Here is a 20,861-nt window from a genome sequence, read left to right as displayed (position 1 = left end):
GCGAGTTCGGGGGCGGGATCACGCGGTCGCGCGAGTCGCCGTGCCGCCCTTGGACAGCTGGACGCTCATGGTCATCCGCTTGCTCGCCTTGAACGTCGGCACCGGGCTGCTGCTGACCATCTCCTTGTAGGTCCTGGCTGCCCAGCCGGTCAGGTAGAAGCGGCGCGGGGTGTCGTCGGCGTTGGTGAACTGGATGACCGCGTCGCGGCGGCCGAGGCTCACCGGCTGATGGAAGTAGCCGAAGCGGAACGGCCGCACCGGCTTGCCGCGCAGCCCGGCCGCGATCGCGTCGGCGACGAAGGCGGCGGTGGGCAGGCCGCTCTGGCAGGTGCCGTGGACAAGGCCCCATGCCTGACGCACCGCGGCGGCGTCACCGACGGCGTGAATCGTGGCGTGCGACACCGACTTCAGGGTGGGGTCGACCACGATCAGGCCGCGCTCGTCGGTCGCGATACCCGCCTCGGCGGCGAGCGGCGAGACCCGCACACCGCTGGTCCACAGGGTGAGGTCGGCGTCGATCCTGGTGCCGTCGGCGAGTTCGACCGTGTCGGGCAGCACCTTGGTGACGCGCAGTCCGGTCGCCCGGACGACCCCGAGCCGGTCCATCGCCTTGTTCAGATACGCGCGGGCCTTCTCGCCCATCATCGCGCCCGGCTCGGTCGCGCTGATCAGGGTGACGCGCAGACCTGGGTGGCTCTCGGCGATCTCGGTGGCGGCTTCGATGCCGGTGAGACCGCCGCCGCACACCGTCACCGTGCCGCCCGTTGCGGCGAGTTCGGTGAGCTTGCCGGCGAATTCGTGGGCGAGGCGCGGATCGTTGAGCGTCCACGCGTGATCGGCGACGCCGGGGACGACGGTGGTGTCGGTGGTGCTGCCGAGCGCGTAGACCAGTGCGTCGTAGGGCAGCTCACCGAAACCGTCGACGTGCACACGCCGCGTGTCGGGGTCGATGGCGGTGGCCCAGCCCTGGACGAACTCGATGCCGGTGCCGTCGAGGAGCTCGGGGATGTGGTGGTTCGCGAGTTCCTGACCGGCGGCGATCTGGTGCATGCGCAGCCGCTCGGTGAACCGCGCCGACGGGTTGACCAGGGTGATCCGGACGTCGAGCTTGCGGGTGCGCCGGGCGAGGCGGATCGCGGCCAGCATGCCCGTGTAGCCGGCGCCGAGGACGACGATGCGGTGCGTGGTGGTGTTCATGGCGATGCTCCTTGTCGGTGGGATGCCGATAGGACAAACGACCCCGCCGGATCGTGACAGCCACCTGATGTGACCCGCATCACAAGACAACCTCGCTGCCCCGAAACCCACTGCCACCTGCGGAAACAACCGCGCGATCAGGGTGCGGGCCAGGGTCCGATGGGGGACGCTTCCCGATGTGCGACCGAGCTCGCGCTCCCTACCGTCGGGACATGGCTTCCCCTTCTCGACCCGGCCGCCTGCGCCGGGTACTGCTCGGCGCGGGCGCACTCGTCCTCACCCTGGTACTCGCGATCGCGGGCCTGGTGACCTGGACCTGGGCCGACGCCGACGTCTCCACCGTCGGCACCACGGAATTCACCCGCCCGCTCGCGATCCCACCATTGGCCGCAGCCACCGTCGAACCCGACGGCACCCGCGTGTTCACCCTCGATATGCAGACCGGCACAACGGAATTCGAGCCAGGCAAGGCCACCGAGACCTGGGGTTTCAACGGCAGCTACCTCGGCCCCACGCTGCGCGCCGCCCGCGGCGAAAAGGTGCGGGTCCGGGTGCGCAACCAGTTGCCCGAGGCCTCGACGGTGCACTGGCACGGCATGCACCTACCCGCGGCGATGGACGGCGGCCCGCACCAGATGGTCGAGGCGGGCGCGACCTGGACGCCGGAATGGACGGTGGCACAACCGGCTTCGACGCTCTGGTACCACCCGCACCCGCACGGTGCGACCGAGGACCATGTGCGCCGCGGCCTGGCCGGCATGTTCCTGATCGACGACGAAACCGCGCTGCCGCTGCCCGACACCTACGGCGTCGACGACATCCCGGTGATCGTGCAGGACATGCGCCTGCGCGGCAAACGCCTCGACGGCAGCCACGCCGTCTTCCGCGATATCGGATTCCTGGGCGACCGCACCATGGTCAACGGCACCCTCGCGCCGTATCAGGAGGTCGGCGACGAACTGGTCCGGCTGCGGCTGCTCAACGCCTCGACCGCACGGATCTACAACTTCACCTTCCGCGACAGCAAGCGGTTCTCGCTGATCGCCTCCGACGGCGGCCTGCTCGAACGGCCCGAATCGCTGACAGCGGTGCAGCTTTCGCCCGGCGAGCGCGCCGAGATCGTGGTGCGCATGCAGCCCGGCGAGCGCGCGGTGCTGCGCAGCGAACAGCTCGACGCGGGCTTGGACTTCTGGTCCAACCGGTTCTCCGGTGGCGACGACCGGTTCGATGTGCTCGAGCTCCGGGCCGCCGATACCCTGCGCCCCTCCCCCGAGCTGCCCGCCGCACTGGTCGCGCCGTCGACGCCGGACGGCTCTGATGCCGCGGTCGAACGCACCTTCGACCTCACCCTCGCCGGCATCAACGGTGCCCCGATGGCGATGGACCGCATCGACGCGACCGTCACCCGTGGCACGACCGAGAAGTGGGTGGTCCGCAATGCCGACGGGATGCCGCACAACTTCCACGTCCACGACGTGCAGTTCCGGGTGCTCGACTACGCGGGCGCGCCGCCGCCACCGGCGCTGACCGGACCCAAGGACACGATCTTCCTGCCGCCGAACACGACCGCGACGCTGGCGCTGCGCTTCGACGGTCCCGCCGATCCGGACACTCCGTACATGTATCACTGCCATCTGCTCTGGCACGAGGACGTGGGGATGATGGGCCAGTTCGTGGTCGTCGAGCCAGGTCAGCAGGCCGCGCCACCCCCGCGGCACGCGCATTGACTCTTGCCACGCCGACCGGGCCGCGCTAAATTCATCACATAGTGAATTCAACACTCGATGAATTGAGGCGACCATGTCGCACCCGGCACCCCCGGCCGTCCAGGTCGACGGCCTGACCGTCACCCGCGGGAAACGCACCGTTCTGCACGGACTGACGCTCGATATCCCACGCGGCTCGATCTCCGGGCTGCTCGGCCCGTCGGGCTGCGGCAAGACAACGCTGCTGCGCAGCATCGTCGGCACCCAGATCGTGGAATCAGGCACCGTCACCGTGCTCGGCGAGCCGGCGGGCAGCGCCGGGTTGCGGCGCCGGGTCGGTTACGTCACCCAGGCGCCGAGCATCTACGCCGACATCAGCGTCCGCGAGAACGTTGCCTATTACGCCGCGCTCTACGGCCGCGATCGCGACGACATCGAATCAGCGCTCACCGCGGTCGGTTTGCGCGAGTACGCGGACCAGCTGGGCAATCAGCTCTCCAGCGGGCAGCAGACCAGGGCGTCGCTGGCCTGTGCGCTGGTCGGCAAGCCGGAACTGCTGGTCATGGACGAACCGACCGTCGGCCTCGACCCGGTCCTGCGCGTCGAACTGTGGAAGCAGTTCCGCGACTTGGCCGCGGCGGGAACGACATTGCTCGTCTCGAGTCACGTGATGGACGAGGCCGACCACTGCGATCGGCTGCTGCTCATGCGCGAGGGCAACCTGCTCGCCCAGCTCAGTCCCGATGAACTGCGCGAACGCACCGACGAGCAGAACCTCGAGACCGCCTTCCTCACCCTGATCACGATGGAAGAGAGCGCATGACCACCATGACCCTGCGCCCCTACACCGCTACCACCGGCCGGATCCTGCGGCAGTTGCGCAACGATCACCGCACCGTGGCCATGATCCTGGTGGTCCCTGCCCTGCTGATGACGTTGCTGTACTTCATCTATCAGGACGCGCCGCGCGCGCCGCACGCCCCGCTGACGATCTTCGACCGGGTCGGCATCACCATGCTCGGCATCCTGCCGTTCATCGTGATGTTCCTGATCACCGCCATCGCGATGCAGCGCGAACGCACCTCGGGCACGCTCGAGCGGCTGCTCACCACGCCGTTGCGCAAGCTGGATCTGCTGGCCGGGTACGGCAGCGCGTTCTCGCTGGCCGCCGCGGCGCAGGCCGCCGTCGCCTGTCTGGTCGCCTTCTGGTTGCTCGACATGAACGCCGCGGGCAATCCCGGCTGGGTGATGCTGATCGCCGTGGTCGACGCGATCGGCGGTGTCGCGCTCGGCCTGCTGGCCAGCGCGTTCGCGCGCACCGAATTCCAGGCGGTGCAGTTCATGCCGGTGATCGTGGCGCCGCAGATCTTCCTGTGCGGCTTGCTCGTTCCGCGCGACCAGCTGCCCGGCTGGCTCGAGGCGATCAGCAATGTGATGCCGTTGAGCTACGCGGTGGACGCGCTGCAACAGGTGTCGCTGTATGCGGAGCCGACCGCGACCATGTGGCGCGATATCGCGGTGGTCGCCGGGTTCGCGGTGGTGGCCCTGTGCCTCGGCGCGGCTACCCTGCGTCGACGGACTCCCTGACGGACGAGGAGAGGGATACCCATGAGTGACGGCGAATCCGGTTCGGGCACAGCCAGATCCGGTCGTACCGGGCGCAGGCCCGGCAATACCGATACGCGCGCGGCGATCCTCGACGCGGCTCGGATCCGGTTCGCCGACACCGGTTTCGACAAGACATCGATCCGGGCGATCGCCGGTGACGCCGACGTCGACCCGGCCCTCGTCCACCACTATTTCGGCACCAAGCAGCAGTTGTTCGCTGCGGTGGTGGAGTTCCCCGCCGACCCGGAGGCGACGCTGAACGCGGTCGACCGCGCGCCACTGGACGAGCTCGGACCGACCATCGTGCGCGCGGTGGTAGGGGTGTGGGACTCCCCCGCCGGACCCGGCATCGTCGCGATGGTGCGCAGTATGTTCGGCGGCGGCGAGATGAACCTGGCCCGCTCGTTCCTGCTCCAGGTGGTGCTGGAACGGGTGCGGGCCCGGATCGCCACCCCCGCCGACGACGGCCGGGCGCGGGTAGCGCTGGCGGCCGCGCAGATGGTCGGGGTGCTGACCGCCCGCAAGATCGTCGGGATCGAACCGCTGGCGTCGATGCCGATCGACGAGGTCGTCGCCGCCGTCGGCCCCTCGATGCAGCGCTACCTGACCGGTGACATCGGCGGCGGCGGTGCGTGATTCAGCGCGAACGCACCCGGACGATCGCGGGCGGGATATCGCGCAGGATCGGCAGCGCGGCGAACAGCGGCAGAGTCGTGGCGAGCGGGCCGTGCGAGGGTCCGTAGGAGCTCACCGTCACCTCCTCGACCGCGGGACTCCATGACCGGAGCAGCGCGGCGATCTTGCTCCGCTGCACACCCCAGGGCATCGGCGGCGCGAGGTAGTCCGGCGTCTTGCGGAATCCGCGCATCGTCTTGCGGGAGAACCAGGGTGGGATGGTGTCGAACATCAGCTCGACGCCGGGGAAGCGTTCGAGGATCGCGGCGACCAGACGGCGCACGTCGTCGGGCTCGAAGTACATGAAAAGTCCCTGCGCCGTGACGAAGACGCCGTGCGCGGGATCGACGTGGTCGAGCCAGGTCAGATCGAGCGCGCTGATCGGCAGGTACCGGCACCGCTGCGACGGCGGCAGGAACCGGCCCAACTCTGAAGCGGGGCCGATGGGGACCCTACGTTCGCAGCGCCGATCAGGACTGGGCGGTGAAGAACTCGTGTTCGGCGTCGGTGACGTCGCGTGCCTCGTCGATCAGCAGCACCGGGATGCCGTTGTCGATCGGGTAGGCGCGGTGTAGGCGCGGGTTGTAGAGCACGCTCGCGTCCGATTCGGTACGCACCAGCTGCAGCGGGCCCTTGTCCTGGGGGCAGGCGAGCAGGCTGAGCAGGGTTGCGTCGATGGTGGATTCGTGCGCCATGTCCCTAACCTACCGCGCCCGCCGGAACGAGATGTAGCGGTGCCCGAAGAAGCTGAGCACCGCGACCAGACCCATCACGATCACCGACGCGGGTGCGGCCGGGAAACCCAGCCCCGTCACGGCCAGCTCCACCAGGATGACGTTGAGGACCAGGCCGCCCACGTTCACACCGCAGAAGGCGACGAAGTCGCGCAGCAGGTGCCCGCGGACCCGGAACACCAGGGTGCGGTGCAGGACGAACGCGACGACCGTGCTCACCGCGTAGGCCGCGACCACCGCCAGACCGGGCCTCCCGTCGCCGAACACACCCAGCCAGAACACGGCCAGCGCCATGCCGAGCAGGGTGTTGAACCCGCCGACGATCGCGAACGCCAGCTCCTGGCGTTTGACGATCCGCAGCAGCGGGCCCGGCGTCTCGAGCACGCCGTGGGCAGGCGCCTCGGCGGTCATCGCACCGCGTCCGCGAGCTCGGCGTCGCCGTCGGGGATCGATTCGGCCGCAGGGGCCGCCAGCTCGTCCTCGGGCTTGCGCCCGCGCACGTACAGCCACTGCAACAGCGCGAGGCCGAGCAGGCCGAGGCCGATCGCGGCGCCGCCGATCTTCCAGCCCGGCGGACGCCAGGTCAGTTCGAGGTCACCGTTGCGGGTGCCCGCGGGGATGTCGACCGCGACGAAGCTCTTGGCGACGACCGTGAACGGCACGTCCTTGCCGTCGATGCTCACCCGGTAGCCAGGCCAGCCCAGGCGCGCGAACACCACGCGGCCGCCGGTCTCGGAGCTGACCCTGACCCGGCTGGTGGTGTCGGTTTCCGACACCGAGACCGCGGTGCCGCCCTCGACCGCCGAGACGCGGCCGTTGCGGGTGGAGATCAGGCCGTTCTCGCGTTCGAGCACCGCGATGTACTTCTCGTGGCCGGGGTAGTCGACCCACTTCCAGCCGCTGGGCGCCTCCTGGCTGCGGGCGTCCGGGTAGAGCGCGCGCTGGAGCACGACGCGGTCGACGTTCATCAGGTCGACGATCGTCTTGCCGGTGGATGGTTCGACCGCGAACGCGCGCCGGTAGGCGTCGGGGCAGACGCTGGTGTCCCAGCGCATGCAGAGCATGTCGCCGAACCAGTAGTGCCCGTTCGGGGTGTACCCGCTGACGTAGGTGAGCTCGAGATCCTTGGCGTAGTTGCCGAACACCAGCGAGCCGTAGGCGCCGTCGAGCGTGCGCTCCCCCGGCTGGATCAGCGCGCGATCACCCAGTTGCAGGGTGGTGCCCGCGAAATCGGGGAACGCCGCCATGGCCGCGCCCCGATCGCTGGGCAGGTTCCAGCTCATCGGCGTCGGCTGGGCGCGGTCGACCTGGAAGTACGCGATCGGGAACACCGCGACGATCGCCAGCGCGACCGCGGCCGAGGTGCCCTTGTTCACCGCGAGCCACACCACCCCGGCACCGAGCGCGGCGAGAACCAGCGCGGCCACCACGTGGACAACCCAGTTGTGCGGATCGGCCGAGAACGACCGCACCCACAGCAGCCCGATCAGTACCGCGGCGGCGATACCGCGCGAACGCCAGTCCTTGAACGTGGCGAACCGACCGAGCAGCACGCACACCAGCAGCAGCAGACCCAGCGCCACCATCGGCAGCACGCGGGCAGGCCAGCGCAGCGGCCCGATCGTGCCGGGACCCGCGGTCCACATGAGCGCGGCGATCGCGAACAGCGCGATCCCACTGAGCTCGCGCCAGGCGTCGCGCGCCTTGCCCCAGTCGATGAACGCCAGCGCCGGGATCAGGAACCAGGCGATGTAGACCACCGGCAGCGGCTGCACGTAGCCCCACCACGAGGTGAACGCGGGCAGCGTCGACGGAAGGCTCGCGTTCAGCGATTCCGACCACGGCACGGTGAGGAACTGGTCGTTGTTGATCTGGGCGGTGCCACGCCAGGTCACCTTGGCCGACAGCATGCTGGGCAGGTAGGTCGCCAGCCCGGCCAGCGCGGCCAGACCCGAGACCAGCAGCAGTTTCAGCGAAGGCCGCCAGGTCTTCTGGTAGACCAGCTCGCCGACCGCGACCGCGCCGATCATCAGACCGGCCTCGACCGCGGGGAAGATGTACTGCACCGAGATCGCCAGATACAGGTAGACGAACACCGGGATCGGGCCGCCGCGTCCACGCGCGTAACGCACCCCGGACGCCCACGCGTGCACCATCCACGCGGTGCCGGTGAACGCTGTCATCCAGCTGGCCTCGTCGAAGAACAGCAGCCAGCCGGTGAACGGGATCGACACGCCCGCCAGCGCCGCCCACTGCACCTTCGAGCCGTAGGCCAGGCAGATCCGGTAGACGCCGAGGCCGAGGATGATGGCGAAGATCAGCTTCACCACGGTCGCGTAGAGCACGAGATTGCCGACCGACGGCGCGATCAGATCGATCAGCAGCTGCGGCGGATTCAGCAGTCCGGCTTCTTCGATCGAGTAGTTTCCGGCCATCCAGTGCTCGGGCACCATCACCGGCAGATCACCGTCGCGCAGCCGCCTGCCGAGCATCACCCACAGCGGGACGTACTGGGATTCGGTGTCGTCGGTGTAGAAGTGCCTGGCGTTGGCGAGCAGAACCGCGCCATAGCCCGCGATCACTCCGAGGGAGGTGATCAAGCCCCACAGGTACACGGCACGACGGGGAGGGGTTCTACTTTCCACCACGAGGACCAGACCCTACAGGCAAGTGCCCACATCGGCACCGCCGCACGGCACATCCGCCGCGGACCCGTGGCAGGCGCCCGAGCAGCGCCACGGGCTGCCATATTCCGATGTTAAAGTGCGCTCACTGTTGGGTTTCTCCACGCGCTCGCCCTCATACACCGAAAGTCGACGATGCCGATTCCTTCCGCACATTCGTCCCGACCCGGCGCAGTCCTGCGTGCCGGCGCGCCCGCCCGCGACGGGTCGAGCCCGGTGCATTCGGTGTCGGTGGTCGTCCCGGTGTATCGCGGCGAGGAGACGATCGCGGCGCTGGTCGCCGAGCTGGATCGGCTGACCGGCCCGTCCACCTCGACCGGCGGCGCCCGGTTCGCGGTCGAGGAGATCATCCTCGTGCACGACAACGGCCCCGACCGTTCGGATGTGGTGCTGCAAGAACTGGCAGGCGCCTATCCGCAGGTTCGCCCGGTGTGGTTGAGCCGCAATTTCGGTCAGGACGCGGCGACGATCGCGGGAATGGCGGCGGCGCGGGGCGACTGGATCGTCACGATGGACGAGGACGGTCAGCACGACCCGGCGTTCATCGCCGATTTCCTCGACGCGGCGCTGGCTTCGCGCGCGGATCTGGTCTATTCGAAGCCGACCAATACCCGACCGCACGGTTTCCTGCGCAACATCACCTCGCGCGGCTCGAAGATCGTGCTGGCCACGGTGTTCGCGTTCCCGGATTCGACGCGGTTCGAGAGTTTCCGGCTGATCCGCGGTGATATCGGTCGTCAGCTTGCGGAGGTCGCGGCCAACGGCGTGTATCTGGATGTGGCGCTGACCTGGGTGGTCGGCAATGCCGTTCAGGTGCCGGTGGTGCTGCGCGCCGAGGGCCGCGAGGAGTCCGGCTACAACTATCGCCGTCTGTTCTCGCTGTTCTGGAAGATGGTGCTGTGCAGCGGCACTCGTGGTCTGCGCCTGGTGAGCATGCTCGGGGTGACGCTGGCGCTGGCGGGCGTGATCATGGCCGGGGTGGTCATCGTGCAGGCGCTGACGCAGGACAATCACGATCCCGAGGGCTGGGCGTCGATCATCGTCGTGCTGCTGTTGTGCTCGGGCGCGACGCTGTTCTCGCTCGGCCTGATCGCGGAATATCTCGGTGTGGCCCTGCACATCCTGGTCGGCAAGCCGCTGTACCTGACCGTCGAGACCCCGACACCGCGCCCGGATACGATGCTTGCGCCGGCCGTGAACCATCGAGTCGACGCCGCGGTGCCGGCAGCCGCGACGGAGAAGGGCCATCACGAGTGAGCGACCGGATCATCTTCAGCAGGCCGTTCCGCGCTGCCGCTGAACGCGCCAATCTGCTGACCGTGCTCGATTCCGATCACAGTCACGGCGACGGTCAGTTCACCAAGTCGGCGACGGCCAAGATCAAGGCCATCACCGGCGCCGGGCACGCGCTGCTCACCACGTCGTGCACGCACGCACTGGAACTGGGCGCGCTGCTGCTCGAGCTGGGCCCCGAGGACGAGGTGATCGTCCCGAGCTTCGCGTTCACCTCGGCGGCGACCGCGATGGCGCTGCGCGGTTCGACCTGTGTGTTCGTCGATATCGACGAGACGACGGGCAATATCGATCCGGCGGCCGCGGCGGAAGCGATCACCGACCGCACCAAGGCGATCGTGGTCATGCACTACGGCGGTGTCGCCGCCGACATGGAGCCGTTGCTCGCGCTGGCCGCCCAGCACGGTGTGGCGATCATCGAGGACAACGCGCACGGCCTCGGCGGCACGTGGCGCGGCAGGCAGCTGGGCACCATCGGCACCCTGGGCACACAGAGCTTCCACGACACCAAGAACGTGCACTGCGGCGAGGGCGGCGCGCTGCTGCTCTCGGACGAGATCCTGATGGGTCGCGCGGAGATCATGCGGGAGAAAGGCACCGACCGCGCCCGTTTCCTGCGCGGCCAGGTCGACAAGTACTCCTGGCAGGACATCGGCTCGAGCTACCTGCCCAGCGAGCTCAACACGGCGGTGCTTGACGCGCAGCTGGCCGAGTTCGACACCATCCAGCAACAGCGCCACCGCGTGTGGGACACCTACGCGGCCGCGCTGCCGGATTGGGCCGTCCGCAACGATGTGCGCCCGATGACGGTGCCCGCCGATAGTGGCCACACCGCGCACCTGTTCTACCTGCGAATGCCGACCGAGGAGAGCCGCGACGGCATCATCGCTCATCTCGCCGAACGCGGGATCGTCGCGCCGTTCCACTACATTCCGCTGGATTCGAGCCCTGCCGGTCTGAAGTACGGCCGCACGCCGGTGCCGTGCACACGGTCGGCGAACTTCTCCGCGACGATCGTGCGGCTGCCGCTGTGGCCCCTGCTGAGCGACGCCCAGCTGACCCGCGTGATCGACGCGGTCACCGAATACCAGGTGTAGCGCCCCGGGCGGTCAGCGCCCGAAGCGCGCGTTCACCCAGGTGGGGGGGTGAGCTGGTCGCGGCTGCCGACCGCGGCCCACCCCACTCGCCCGTCAGTGACCGCCGAACAACAACGCGGCCGCGGCGTCGGTGAGCACCTCGTAGGCGTCGGTCTCCCGGTTGTAGATCCAGGTGTTCGGACCAGCCTTGGGCAGACCGGCAGCCTGAACCGCCGTGGCGGAGGGCCGGAAGCTGGTGCTGCGCGGGATCTCGTCGACGACGTAGACCAGATCGGGCCGCTGCTCGAGTGCCAGTGCCCGCATCGCCTCGGTGACATCACCCGGTTCGATCTTGAAGCCCTTGCGCACGCTCAGCGCGGCGGCGGCCAGGGTGCCCGACGGGGTCTTCAGCCCGTACGCGACCTCCATGTCGACGGAGGTGATGTCGTTGAGCACGTCCACGATCGGCTGGGTGAACACCGGACCGCGGGCGGTGCGGATCACCGTGTCGCGGCGGTCGACCAGCCAGTAGTCGCCGTCGCTGTCGCGCCGGAACAGGTTCTCCGTCGGCCACCAGGCGTCGCCGGCCCGGAAGACGCCGCGCAGCCCGCCGTCGGACAGGTCACCGCCGTCGACCGACTTGCCGAGCAGCAGCCCCGGCTCGTTGTCGGCGCAGCGCCGCGCGAAGCCGTCGTCGCCGACCCGGATCTGCTCGGTGACCGGGTCGTAGGCGACCAGCTCGACATGTGCGGTGCCCGGCACCGGCCTGCCCTTGGAGCCGATCTTGGTGCCGGGCACATTGGCCAGCACCACGTCGCCGTCGATCGAGGCGTAGAACTCGAGCACCCTGGCCGGCGCGAACTGCTCGAGGGTGCGCCGCCACAGCCCGGCGGGCATGCCGGAGCCGATGAACAGCCGGATCGGATGGTTGTGGCCGGCCGGGAAGACCTGCGCGTCGAGCAGATCACGCAGCATTGTCCAGGTGTAGGTGACAACGGTGACGCCGTAGCGGTGCACTTCCGCGGCGAAACGACCCGGCTCCATGTCCATCGGCCTGGCCAGCGCGATCCGGCTGCCACCGGCGATCGCCCCACCCAGACTCACCAGCAGTCCCGACGAATGATGCAGCGGCGCAAGGCAGTACACGGTGTCGCGGCGGTCGAGGTCGGCCGCGCTCGCGGTGCCGAACGCCGACAACGCCCACCGATGGTTGGTGATGTACTTGGCCTCGAGCCGGTCACCGGTGCCGATGACGAGGATGAACGCGAGCTCACGAGCCAGGCCGGGGTTCGGCCGGAACCAGGCGGGCACCCGCACCCGCGACGGATCGATCTGTTCGAGGTCGATCACCCTATCGCCGGTCGGCACCGCCAGCTGCCTGGTGTCGCCGCCACCGAGCACCAGCACGCGCGCGCCGGTCGCGGCGGCGGTGCGCAGGTTCTCCGGGTCGGTGATCAGCGTCTGCACGCCGGTCAGCTCCATGGCCCGGTCGAGTTCGGCGCCAGGCGCGAGCAGCACCGCGACGGCACCGAGGCGCGAGAGCGCGGCGACCACGGCCAGCGCACTGGGCCTGGTCTCCATGACGACGCCGACCCGGTTGGCCGGCCGGATGCCGACGGAGATCAGCCCGCGCACGACATTGTCGATGCGGACCTCGACCGCGGCATTGGTGTGCACCCGGTCGTCGAAGAGGAACAGATCCTTCTGCGGCGCGCGCTTGGCGTGCTCGCTGAGCAGCTTGCCGAGCGAGATCCGGGTGTGCGGCTGGATCATGCCGAGCCGGGTCAGCCGCGGCAGGGCGCGCGCCGCCTCACCCGCCATCTCGACAGAACCGCGAATCGTGCTGCTGGCGATGCCTTCCAGCGCCTTGCCGACGCCCGCGCCCGCCTCGGCCAGGGTGGCCGCGGTGTGCACCACCCGGGTCGCCGCGGTGCGTGGCGCGTTGCTCGCCACGTGCTCCTGCATCGGGACGATCTGCTCGGGCAGAGTGCCGTTGCCTTCCATCCACCCGATCCACTCGCGCACCATCGGCCAGGTGTGGTTGGTCGCGATCGAACCGGCGACGAGCCCGAAATGCCCTGCCACCAAACTGGCTTCGTATACCTCGGCGTTGGGCGCCGCCCGCACGATCCCGCGCACCGCGGCGGGCTGGCCGATGTCGTCGACCTCACCGACGAACGCCAGGATCGGGCATTTCAGCTCGGCGAGCGAGATCGGGTGATCGCGGATCACGAAGCCGCCCAGCATCATCCGGTTGTGCGCGACGAACTGCTTGAGCAGATCGGCGACCGCCGGACCCGAATAGCCCACCCAGCCATCGCTGTTGAGGAAGCGGCGCTGACGTTCCTTGGGCAGCAACGCTTCCCGGTCGTGCAGCTGCAGCAGGAAGTCGATCCGCGACTTGGCGGTCTTGACCGGGTCGAGCATCTGGAAGCCGATGCGCACCATCGATTCGGTGATCGGCAGCCGGTGCATCACGTGGTCTGCCAGGAAGTCCGCCACCTCGGACACCACACCGTAGGGCAGCCCGAACGGCATGCCCGCGACGATGTCGACCGGACTGCCGAAGGTGACGATGGAGGCGACGCCCTTGCCGTAGCGGTAGGCGGTGGCCTGGTAGGCGAACATACCGCCCTGCGAGTACCCCATCAGGTGCACCTGCGCGCCGGTGGCCTCGCAGACGGTGTCGATGGCCGAGTTCACCGCAAGCACGTGGTCGGCCAGGTCACGTTCCCAGCCGCCCTCCTCGGTCGCGGGTGAACCGAAATCGATGACCCAGCAGTCGATTCCGCTCGCGTGCAGGATCCCGACGGCGCCGCCCGCCGCGTTGACGTCCCAGATGTCGGCGTTCACCATCAACGGCGGCACCAACAGCGCCACCGGACGGCCCGCCGAAGTATCGTCGGGGAAGTAATGACGCAACCGATACATGCGTCTGCGCTCGACGACCTCGAAGGGCGAGGACTCGACATCGTGCGCCAATCCGCCGAAGCGGATCACCTCCAGCCCGTTCTGCGCGGTAGCCAGCAACCGCTGCATAGAACCGACCACACCTTTTGGACTGATATCCACCGTTCCCACCTGGCCTACCCTGCTGAAAGTGACACACCTCACACACCCCGATGTGCTCATATGAGCTAACCACACCGGACCTCCATTATGTGTCGCCTGTGACAGGCCGCATGTTCCGGCGATTCGGGTCACACCCGCTGTTCAGCGGCCCAGCACGGTGGTGTAGACGCTTCGCGTCGAATCGGGCGAACTGGTCGATCGTGGCGGCGTGCACGATCGTCGTCGCGCAGCAGTCCCGGTACGGCTCGGGACAGGCGCTCACCTCGTGGTAGAGGGTGCCGACCGCCGCGGCCTCGTCGGCCACGCGACTCTGCGCCGCGTCGTAGGACTCGTAGGTGGCCGCCGCGATCAGCCCGAGCAGCAGACCGTAGAACACGCCGCCGACGGTGAGCACCGTCGTGACGGTCTCGTTCCAGCCGGGCTCGGGGCCGAAGGCCCGCTGGACGGTCTGCCTGCTGAGCAGAATCGCGGTCACCGCCAGACCGACGGCGGCGCCGGTGATGAGGAGGAAGTCCAGCCAGATCGGTAGCCCCGCCGGTTCCGGCGCCTATCGGTGATTCATCCCAGGACATCCGTCGCCACGCAATCGCCTCCCGCGCAACGGATCTCCCGGTCACAGCCATGTTTTCCCGATAAGCCTGCACACGGCCTCCTCGAGGCCCTACCATCGTCGTTGTCCGGAACGCACTGGCACGCACCAAATTTCGTGTAAGACCGTTTCACACGCCCGGTTTCTTCCGCGCAGGACCATTCGATTTTGCATCGTTGCCCACCCCCCGGCCTGTCGCGCATCGTCGCGCCGCACAGGTCGATCGGCCGTGCCGATATCCGCCCCGAGGTGAGGAACTCCATGACCATCGAAATGCCGCTGCCCACAGACAATTCCGTCCGTAAGAGTCTCAGCACCACCGCGGCGCAACAGCTGGCGCACACCACCAAATCCGAGCCGCAGATGCAGGGGATCAGCTCCCGCTGGCTGTCGCGCGCACTGCCTTGGGTGCAGGTCGCGGGTGGTATCTACCGCGTCAACCGCCGGCTCACCCACACCGTCGGCAACGGCGAGGTCGAGTTCGTCGTCGACGGCTCGCGCGCCAGGGTGATCCCGCAGGAATTGCGCGAACTGCCCGCCCTGCGCACCGTCGAGGACGACCAGTTGCTGCGCCCGCTCGCCGACAATTTCGTGCAATACGATCTCGATCCCGGCACCGTCGTCGCCGAGTTCGGTAATCCGATGGATCAGGTCATTCTGGTCGTCCACGGAAAACTCGCCCGACTGGGTTCCGGCGAATACGGCGAGGCGACGAAACTGGGCATGCTCTCCGGCGGCGACTATTACGGCGAGGATATGCTCACCGACCCGTCGGCGATCTGGCCGGACACCGTGAAGACGGTGACCAAGACGACCATTCTCTGCCTGCCCAGACAAGCATTCGAACAATTCCTCGACATGAATCCCGCCTTGGCCCGGATCCGCACCGAGGCCGCCGAGACGCCACGTCGGACACAGAATTCCAAGGGCGAGGCCGATATCGAGATCTCCTCCGGCCATTCCGGTGAACCGTTGCTCGAGGGCACCTTCGTCGACTACGACGCCAGCCCCCGCCAATACGAACTCAGCCTGGCCCAGAGCGTGCTGCGGATTCACACCCGCGTCGCCGATCTGTTCAACGACCCCATGAACCAGGTCGACCAGCAGCTGCGCCTGACCGTCGAAGCGCTCTACGAGCGGCGCGAGCACGATCTGGTGAACAATCCCGAGTTCGGCCTGCTGCACAACTGCGATCTCAAGCAGCGCATCACCACCGAATCGGGCCCGCCGACCCCCGACGACATGGACGAGCTGCTGAGCATGCGCCGCGGCACCAAGTTCTTCCTCGCCCATCCCAAGGCGATCGCCGCGTTCGGCCGCGAATGTTCGCGCCGCGGACTGTATCCCGATCCGGTGGAGTTCCAGGGCTCCCGGGTCCCCGGCTGGCGCGGGGTGCCGATCCTGCCGTGCGGCAAGATCCCGGTGAACGGCACCCAGACCACCTCGATCATGGCCATGCGCATCGGCGAGAAGGATCAGGGTGTCGTCGGATTGCATCAGACCGGCATTCCCGACGAGTACGAGCCGAGTCTGAACGTCCGGTTCAAGCAGATCGACGATCAGTCGATCATGTCGTACCTGGTGAGCTGCTACTACTCGGCCGCCGTCCTGGTCCCCGACGCGCTCGGCGTACTCGACGACGTGCTCGTCGCGCGCCGGGCCGACTGATCGGCGCGGGCCGTGTCGATCCTCACCAGGGCAGCGGCCCCGCACGCGGGCACCGAGCTCGCCGCCACGGTGGCGGCCCTGCTGCACGACGCGACGGCGCCTGCCGATCTGTTCCCCCGGCTCGGCACGGCGGCAGCCACACTCCCCCACCGGGTTTCGCCGCCGAAGTTATCCGCCCCCGAACCACGGTACCTGCTCGGGCCCACCGGGATCGGCACGACCTCGCTCTGGCGGGCCGCGCCTCCCGCACCGCAAGCCGGTGCACGGCAAGCGATTCCGCCGCTCTACTGTCCACCACCCGAACGCGACGATCCCGCGCTGGCCGAGGCCGTGAACGTCGGCCTGCTCGCCTGGGCGGCCGAAATCGGCCTCTACGAGGGCCGTCTCGACGAGCTGGGCAAGGCCGATTTCGGTCGGCTGATCATGCTCGCCCATCCCGATTGCGACGACCCCGACCTGCTCCTCGGCGCCGCCCGCGCCGCGGTGGCCGAATGGTCGGTCGACGACTATTACTGCGAGGAGGACGCCCCTGGCGACACCGCACCCGACGGAACCCCGTCCAGCGCCGCCGCCGAACTCGGGCCACGGCTCGAACTCGCCGCCGCCGCCATGGATCCCGCCCATCTGCCCGCGCGCTACGCACCCCGGCTCGAACAGGCCATGCAGGCCGACCCGATCCTGCGCGCGTTCCGCACGTCGTTCGCGCACCTGGCGGGGTACGCGAGCCCGGCGCAGCTGGCCAGGCTGCGCACCGAGATCGCGGGCTGGTTCATCGCACTCGGCGCCGAGGCAGGCTGGCGCGCGGCAGATCGGATGCCACCGGTCTGGGAGTACCTGACCAATCGCCAGCCGCACAGCTTCCTGCCGTGCATGGCGCCGATCGACGCCGTCGGCGGCTACGAACTCGGCGCTCCCGAGTACACCGATCCGGCCGTCCGGCGGGTCGTCACCACCGCCGCACTGGCCGCGCAGATGGTGAACGACCTGTATTCGATGGCGCGCGAGGACCTTTCGGGTGGCAGGGAATTCAACCTGCCGACCGTGCTCGCCGCCGAGGAGGGCTGCAGCCGCGCCGACGCGGTCCTGCGGACCGCGCAGATCCACGACGAGCTGATGCACCGCTTCGAACGGGAAGCGGCCCCGCTCGCCGCCGCGGGCTCACCCCAGCTGCGCCGCTTCCTGGCCGGCCTGTGGGCCTGGATGGGCGGCAATCGCGCCTGGCACGCCGACAGCCGCCGCTACCACGACATCGCACCAGGAGAGGACGACCGATGACCATCGCGAACCCCCGTACCGACCGCACCGTCCTGCGCACCACCTACCAGCGTTCCGTCGCGGCGTACTGGAACAACAATCCCAACGACGATCGGGTCAACACCAAACTGGGCGAGGTCGACGGTCTCTACCACCACCACTACGGCATCGGCGCGCCCGACTGGTCGGTCATCGAGGGCCCCGAGCAGACCAGGCAGGACCGCATCGTGCGCGAACTGCACCGGCTCGAGACCGCGCAGGCCGACTACCTGCTCGACAATCTCGGCCCCATCCAGCCCGAGGACCGCCTCGTCGACGGCGGTTCGGGACGTGGCGGCACCAGCTTCATGGCCGCGGAACGATTCGGCTGCAAGGTCGACGGTGTCTCCATCTCCGAGTACCAGGTCGGCTTCGCCAACGACCAGGCCGAGACCCGCGGTGTCACCGACCAGGTCCGGTTCCACTTCCGCAACATGCTCGACACCGGCTTCGCCGACGAGTCGGTGCGCGCGATTTGGACCAACGAGACCACCATGTACGTCGATCTGTTCGACCTGTTCGACGAATTCTCCCGGATCTTGGAACCCGGCGGGCGGTATGTGTGCATCACCGGCTGCTCCAACGACGTCACCGGCGGCCGGTCGGCCTCGGTCAGCTGGATCGACGCCCACTACGGCTGCATGATCCACCCGCGCAGCGAGTACTTCCGCGCACTCTCCGACAACGGCCTGATCCCCACCACCGTCGTCGACCTCACCCCCGACACCATCCCATACTGGGAGCTGCGCACCCATTCCGAGCTCGCCACCGGCGTCGAGCAGCCGTTCCTCACCGCCTACCGCGAGGGGAGCTTCCAGTACCTGATGATCGTCGCCGATAAGGTAGCCAGGTGACCGAACAGCTCGCCGACCCGTCGACCGACCGCGAAGCCATGCCCGTCGAGCTGGTCGACGACACCGGTGTTGCGATCGGAGCGTGCTCGGTGGCCGATGCCCATCGGCCACCTGGCACGCTCCACCGCGCCTTCTCGGTGCTGCTGTTCGACCGGCACGGGCACGTGCTGGTCCAGCAGCGCGCCGCGGTGAAGACCCGCTTCCCGCTGCAGTGGGCCAACACCTGCTGCGGGCATCCCGCGCCCGGTCAGCCGGTGCTCGAGGCGGCGGCGATCCGGCTGCGCGAGGAGTTCGGTCTCGCGGCCGAGCTCACCGAGGTCGGGACCTTCCGCTACCGCGCGGGCGACGAGACGACGGGCCGGGTCGAGCACGAATACGACCATGTCCTGATCGGTGTGGTGGGCGATGTGACACCGCGGCCCGATCCGGCCGAGGTCGGTGCCTGGGCGTGGATCTCCCCGCAGACCCTGCGGGCCGAGTTGGCCGACCATCCCGGCAGGTACACGCCGTGGCTGGCCGAGGTTCTCGAGATCGCCGACCGCGCGCACACCGCGCACCGGGCGTAACCCCTCCCTCCTTGCCGCTTTTCGACCAGTACGTTTCCTACCCACCTCAGGAGGCGCAACAGGTTTAATGCGCATATCTATATCTTTCAATGTTCAGGTTTCTTGGTGAAATCACAGGCTCGCCACAGTCGCCGACCAGGCCGCGCGCGCACCCTGGACAGGGAACGATTTCCGCAGAGGGTGAGTGAGGTAGCGATGGTCGAGGTCGAGATCAACGACGACACCGTGACGGTCCATGTGCTCGGTGGTCATCGCCTGCTCGCGCTGCGCCAGCAGGTCGTGATCGACCGCGCCGCCATCACCGGCATCACCCCCGCCGAGGTGGATCTGCGCCCGCCGTGGGTGCGCGCGCCCGGCACCTTCATCCCCGGCGTGATCGCCGCCGGCGTCTACCGGGGCAAGGGCCGGAAAGAGTTCTGGGACACCACCTTCGGTGGCAGTGCCGTGCGGATCGACCTCGACGGGCCTGATTTCACCCGCCTGGTCGTCGACGTCGACGACCTCGACGGCGTGCTGAACGCGCTCACCGGCGAATCCGTCCGCGCCTGACCTGACCTTCCCCGCCGCCCACGAACGGCGGCGTCGCGGCCGCTCCCCTCCCCCGGCGAAACGATCACCGTACCGACCGGTCCCATGGGCGAAGTGGCATGCTCGAACGATGGGAGTTTCGACAACGCAGTCGGTGGATCGCCGTTTCGTCAGCTTGGTCGCGATGTTCGACCGCCTCTTCCGCAGGCCGTCGCACGGCGGTGGCGCCCTGTGCGTGTACCTGCACGGTGAGCCGGTGGTCGATGTGTGGGCGGGCTACGCGAGCCCCGGCGTACCCTGGGCCGCGGACACGGTGGCGCTGGCCTTCTCCACCGGAAAAGGCGTGGCCTCCACGGTGATCCATCAGCTCGCCGAGCGCGGGCAGCTCGACTACGACACCGCGGTGGCCGAATACTGGCCCGAATTCGCCGCAGCGGGCAAGTCGCACATCACGGTGCGCGACGTGCTCACCCATCGCGCCGGTCTGCACCGGCTGCGCGGCCTGCTGCCCGGGCCCGTCGACCGTTTCCTCGACGACGAGGCCGTCACGGCGGCGCTGGGCGCGGCCACCCCCGACCCTCGGCACCGGATCACCAGCGGCTACCACGGCATCAGCTACGGGCACCTGGCCGCCGAGCTGGTGCGGCGGGTGACCGGCCGCGAGTTCGTCGACGTCGTCCGGACCGAGCTCGCCGAACCCCTTGGCGCCGAAGAACTCTGGTTCCGGGTGCCGAAGGAGGAACGGCATCGCATCGCCACCACCTTCCCGCGTCTGCGGGCGGCGGGCATGGAGTGGGACCGGGGTTCGGACCTGCTCACCCGCACCAGGTACGCCGCCGCCGCGGAAACGACTCCCCGCGGTTTCGCCGACCTCATCGTCGACCCGCGCGTGCACGATTCGGTGATGCCGGGCGTGAACGGCGTGTTCTCGGCCCGCGCGCTGGCCCGCGTGTACGGCGCACTCGCCAACGGCGGCGAACTCGAAGGAACCCGTATCCTCGACCCCGGCTCGATCCGCCGCGTCGCCACCCGCCAGGTCTTCACCCCGGACTACGTGCTGGCCTTCCGCATCCCGTGGGCGCTCGGTTTCCACGGTGTCCCGATGAAACCGTCCAAGTCCGACCCGATTTCGGCGTTCGGCCACTTCGGCCTCGGGGGTTCCGGCGCCTTCGCCGACCCCGAGACCGGCCTGTCCCTCGCCTTCGTCACCAACCGCCTCGGCGGCAAACTCACCCCACTCGGCGACGCCCGCCTCACCCGCCTCGGCACCACCGCCCACAACATCGCGAAAGCCGACAGGCTCCGCTGAGACCCGATG

The 20,861-nt window shown here is 68.7% G+C and carries 19 protein-coding genes; 12 read left to right on the top strand and 7 right to left on the bottom strand.

What is annotated here, in order from left to right; genetic code table 11:
- Positions 1-18: 18 nt before the first annotated feature.
- Positions 19-1,197 carry an NAD(P)/FAD-dependent oxidoreductase gene (locus IEY60_RS31310; RefSeq protein ID WP_189034111.1) on the bottom strand — a complete coding sequence of 393 codons (1,179 nt, stop codon included), beginning with the start codon at positions 1,195-1,197 and terminating at the stop codon, positions 19-21.
- Positions 1,198-1,409: 212 nt separating this feature from the next.
- Here IEY60_RS31310 and IEY60_RS31305 point away from each other — a divergent pair, with 212 nt between their 5' ends.
- The 4 genes from IEY60_RS31305 (at position 1,410) to IEY60_RS31290 (ending at position 5,147) form a co-directional block, all read left to right on the top strand.
- On the top strand, positions 1,410-2,924 hold the full coding sequence (locus IEY60_RS31305) for a multicopper oxidase family protein (protein WP_189034110.1): 1,515 nt from the start codon (positions 1,410-1,412) through the stop codon (positions 2,922-2,924).
- A 73-nt stretch (positions 2,925-2,997) separates the two neighbouring features.
- Entirely contained in the window at positions 2,998-3,726 is a 729-nt protein-coding gene (locus IEY60_RS31300; RefSeq protein WP_189034109.1) for an ABC transporter ATP-binding protein, read from the top strand.
- Complete coding sequence (locus tag IEY60_RS31295) at positions 3,723-4,490, top strand: ABC transporter permease (protein ID WP_373291790.1); 768 nt, start codon at positions 3,723-3,725, stop codon at positions 4,488-4,490. Before IEY60_RS31300 ends, IEY60_RS31295 begins: the two co-directional genes overlap by 4 nt.
- Before the next feature lie 21 nt (positions 4,491-4,511).
- Entirely contained in the window at positions 4,512-5,147 is a 636-nt protein-coding gene (locus tag IEY60_RS31290; RefSeq protein WP_189034108.1) for a TetR/AcrR family transcriptional regulator, read from the top strand.
- A gap of 1 nt (position 5,148) precedes the next feature.
- On the opposite strand, the gene IEY60_RS31285 is transcribed toward IEY60_RS31290, so the two are convergent.
- Genes IEY60_RS31285 through IEY60_RS31270 form a run of 4 tightly spaced genes read right to left on the bottom strand, consistent with a single transcriptional unit; the run spans position 5,149 to position 8,565 of the window.
- Entirely contained in the window at positions 5,149-5,613 is a 465-nt protein-coding gene (locus IEY60_RS31285; protein ID WP_189034107.1) for a class I SAM-dependent methyltransferase, read from the bottom strand.
- Positions 5,614-5,656: 43 nt separating this feature from the next.
- Positions 5,657-5,881: a Trm112 family protein gene (locus IEY60_RS31280; protein ID WP_189034106.1), complete on the bottom strand. Its 225-nt coding sequence runs from the start codon at positions 5,879-5,881 to the stop codon at positions 5,657-5,659.
- A gap of 9 nt (positions 5,882-5,890) precedes the next feature.
- Entirely contained in the window at positions 5,891-6,331 is a 441-nt protein-coding gene (locus IEY60_RS31275) for a GtrA family protein (protein WP_189034105.1), read from the bottom strand.
- Complete coding sequence (locus IEY60_RS31270) at positions 6,328-8,565, bottom strand: hypothetical protein (RefSeq protein WP_229740289.1); 2,238 nt, start codon at positions 8,563-8,565, stop codon at positions 6,328-6,330. The genes IEY60_RS31275 and IEY60_RS31270 overlap by 4 nt, the downstream gene beginning before the upstream one ends.
- Positions 8,566-8,820: 255 nt before the next feature.
- On the opposite strand from IEY60_RS31270, the gene IEY60_RS31265 reads away from it, so the two are divergent.
- Positions 8,821-9,861, top strand: coding sequence for a glycosyltransferase (locus IEY60_RS31265; RefSeq protein WP_229740295.1), 1,041 nt, complete (start codon positions 8,821-8,823; stop codon positions 9,859-9,861).
- A complete protein-coding gene (gene rffA, locus IEY60_RS31260; RefSeq protein ID WP_189034103.1) occupies positions 9,858-10,994 on the top strand; it encodes a dTDP-4-amino-4,6-dideoxygalactose transaminase in 1,137 nt (378 codons plus the stop codon). The genes IEY60_RS31265 and rffA overlap by 4 nt, the downstream gene beginning before the upstream one ends.
- Before the next feature lie 93 nt (positions 10,995-11,087).
- On the opposite strand, the gene IEY60_RS31255 is transcribed toward rffA, so the two are convergent.
- Positions 11,088-14,105, bottom strand: a complete 3,018-nt coding sequence (locus IEY60_RS31255) for an acyl-CoA synthetase (RefSeq protein WP_189034102.1) — start codon at positions 14,103-14,105, stop codon at positions 11,088-11,090.
- Between the two features lie 25 nt (positions 14,106-14,130).
- Positions 14,131-14,526 (bottom strand): bestrophin-like domain, encoded by a 396-nt coding sequence (locus IEY60_RS31250; protein WP_444543809.1) that lies wholly within the window; start codon positions 14,524-14,526, stop codon positions 14,131-14,133.
- A gap of 369 nt (positions 14,527-14,895) precedes the next feature.
- On the opposite strand from IEY60_RS31250, the gene IEY60_RS31245 reads away from it, so the two are divergent.
- The 6 genes from IEY60_RS31245 to IEY60_RS31220 all read left to right on the top strand — a co-directional run bounded on the left by IEY60_RS31245 (position 14,896) and on the right by IEY60_RS31220 (position 20,852).
- Positions 14,896-16,302 carry a family 2B encapsulin nanocompartment shell protein gene (locus IEY60_RS31245; RefSeq protein ID WP_189034100.1) on the top strand — a complete coding sequence of 469 codons (1,407 nt, stop codon included), beginning with the start codon at positions 14,896-14,898 and terminating at the stop codon, positions 16,300-16,302.
- A 12-nt stretch (positions 16,303-16,314) separates the two neighbouring features.
- Complete coding sequence (locus tag IEY60_RS31240; RefSeq protein WP_189034099.1) at positions 16,315-17,577, top strand: family 2 encapsulin nanocompartment cargo protein terpene cyclase; 1,263 nt, start codon at positions 16,315-16,317, stop codon at positions 17,575-17,577.
- Entirely contained in the window at positions 17,574-18,449 is an 876-nt protein-coding gene (locus IEY60_RS31235) for a geranyl diphosphate 2-C-methyltransferase (protein WP_189034098.1), read from the top strand. Before IEY60_RS31240 ends, IEY60_RS31235 begins: the two co-directional genes overlap by 4 nt.
- Entirely contained in the window at positions 18,446-19,015 is a 570-nt protein-coding gene (gene idi / locus IEY60_RS31230) for an isopentenyl-diphosphate Delta-isomerase (RefSeq protein WP_229740287.1), read from the top strand. Before IEY60_RS31235 ends, idi begins: the two co-directional genes overlap by 4 nt.
- A gap of 180 nt (positions 19,016-19,195) precedes the next feature.
- Positions 19,196-19,564 (top strand): hypothetical protein, encoded by a 369-nt coding sequence (locus IEY60_RS31225; RefSeq protein WP_229740286.1) that lies wholly within the window; start codon positions 19,196-19,198, stop codon positions 19,562-19,564.
- 109 nt (positions 19,565-19,673) lie between these two features.
- A complete protein-coding gene (locus IEY60_RS31220) occupies positions 19,674-20,852 on the top strand; it encodes a serine hydrolase domain-containing protein (protein WP_189034097.1) in 1,179 nt (392 codons plus the stop codon).
- Positions 20,853-20,861: the final 9 nt, after the last annotated feature.

It is taken from the genome of Nocardia rhizosphaerihabitans (genome assembly GCF_014646295.1).
GTDB classification, from domain to species: Bacteria; Actinomycetota; Actinomycetes; order Mycobacteriales; family Mycobacteriaceae; genus Nocardia; species Nocardia rhizosphaerihabitans.
The sequence above is the reverse complement of the archived record's forward strand: the minus strand, read 5'-3'. Positions and strand labels throughout refer to the sequence as shown.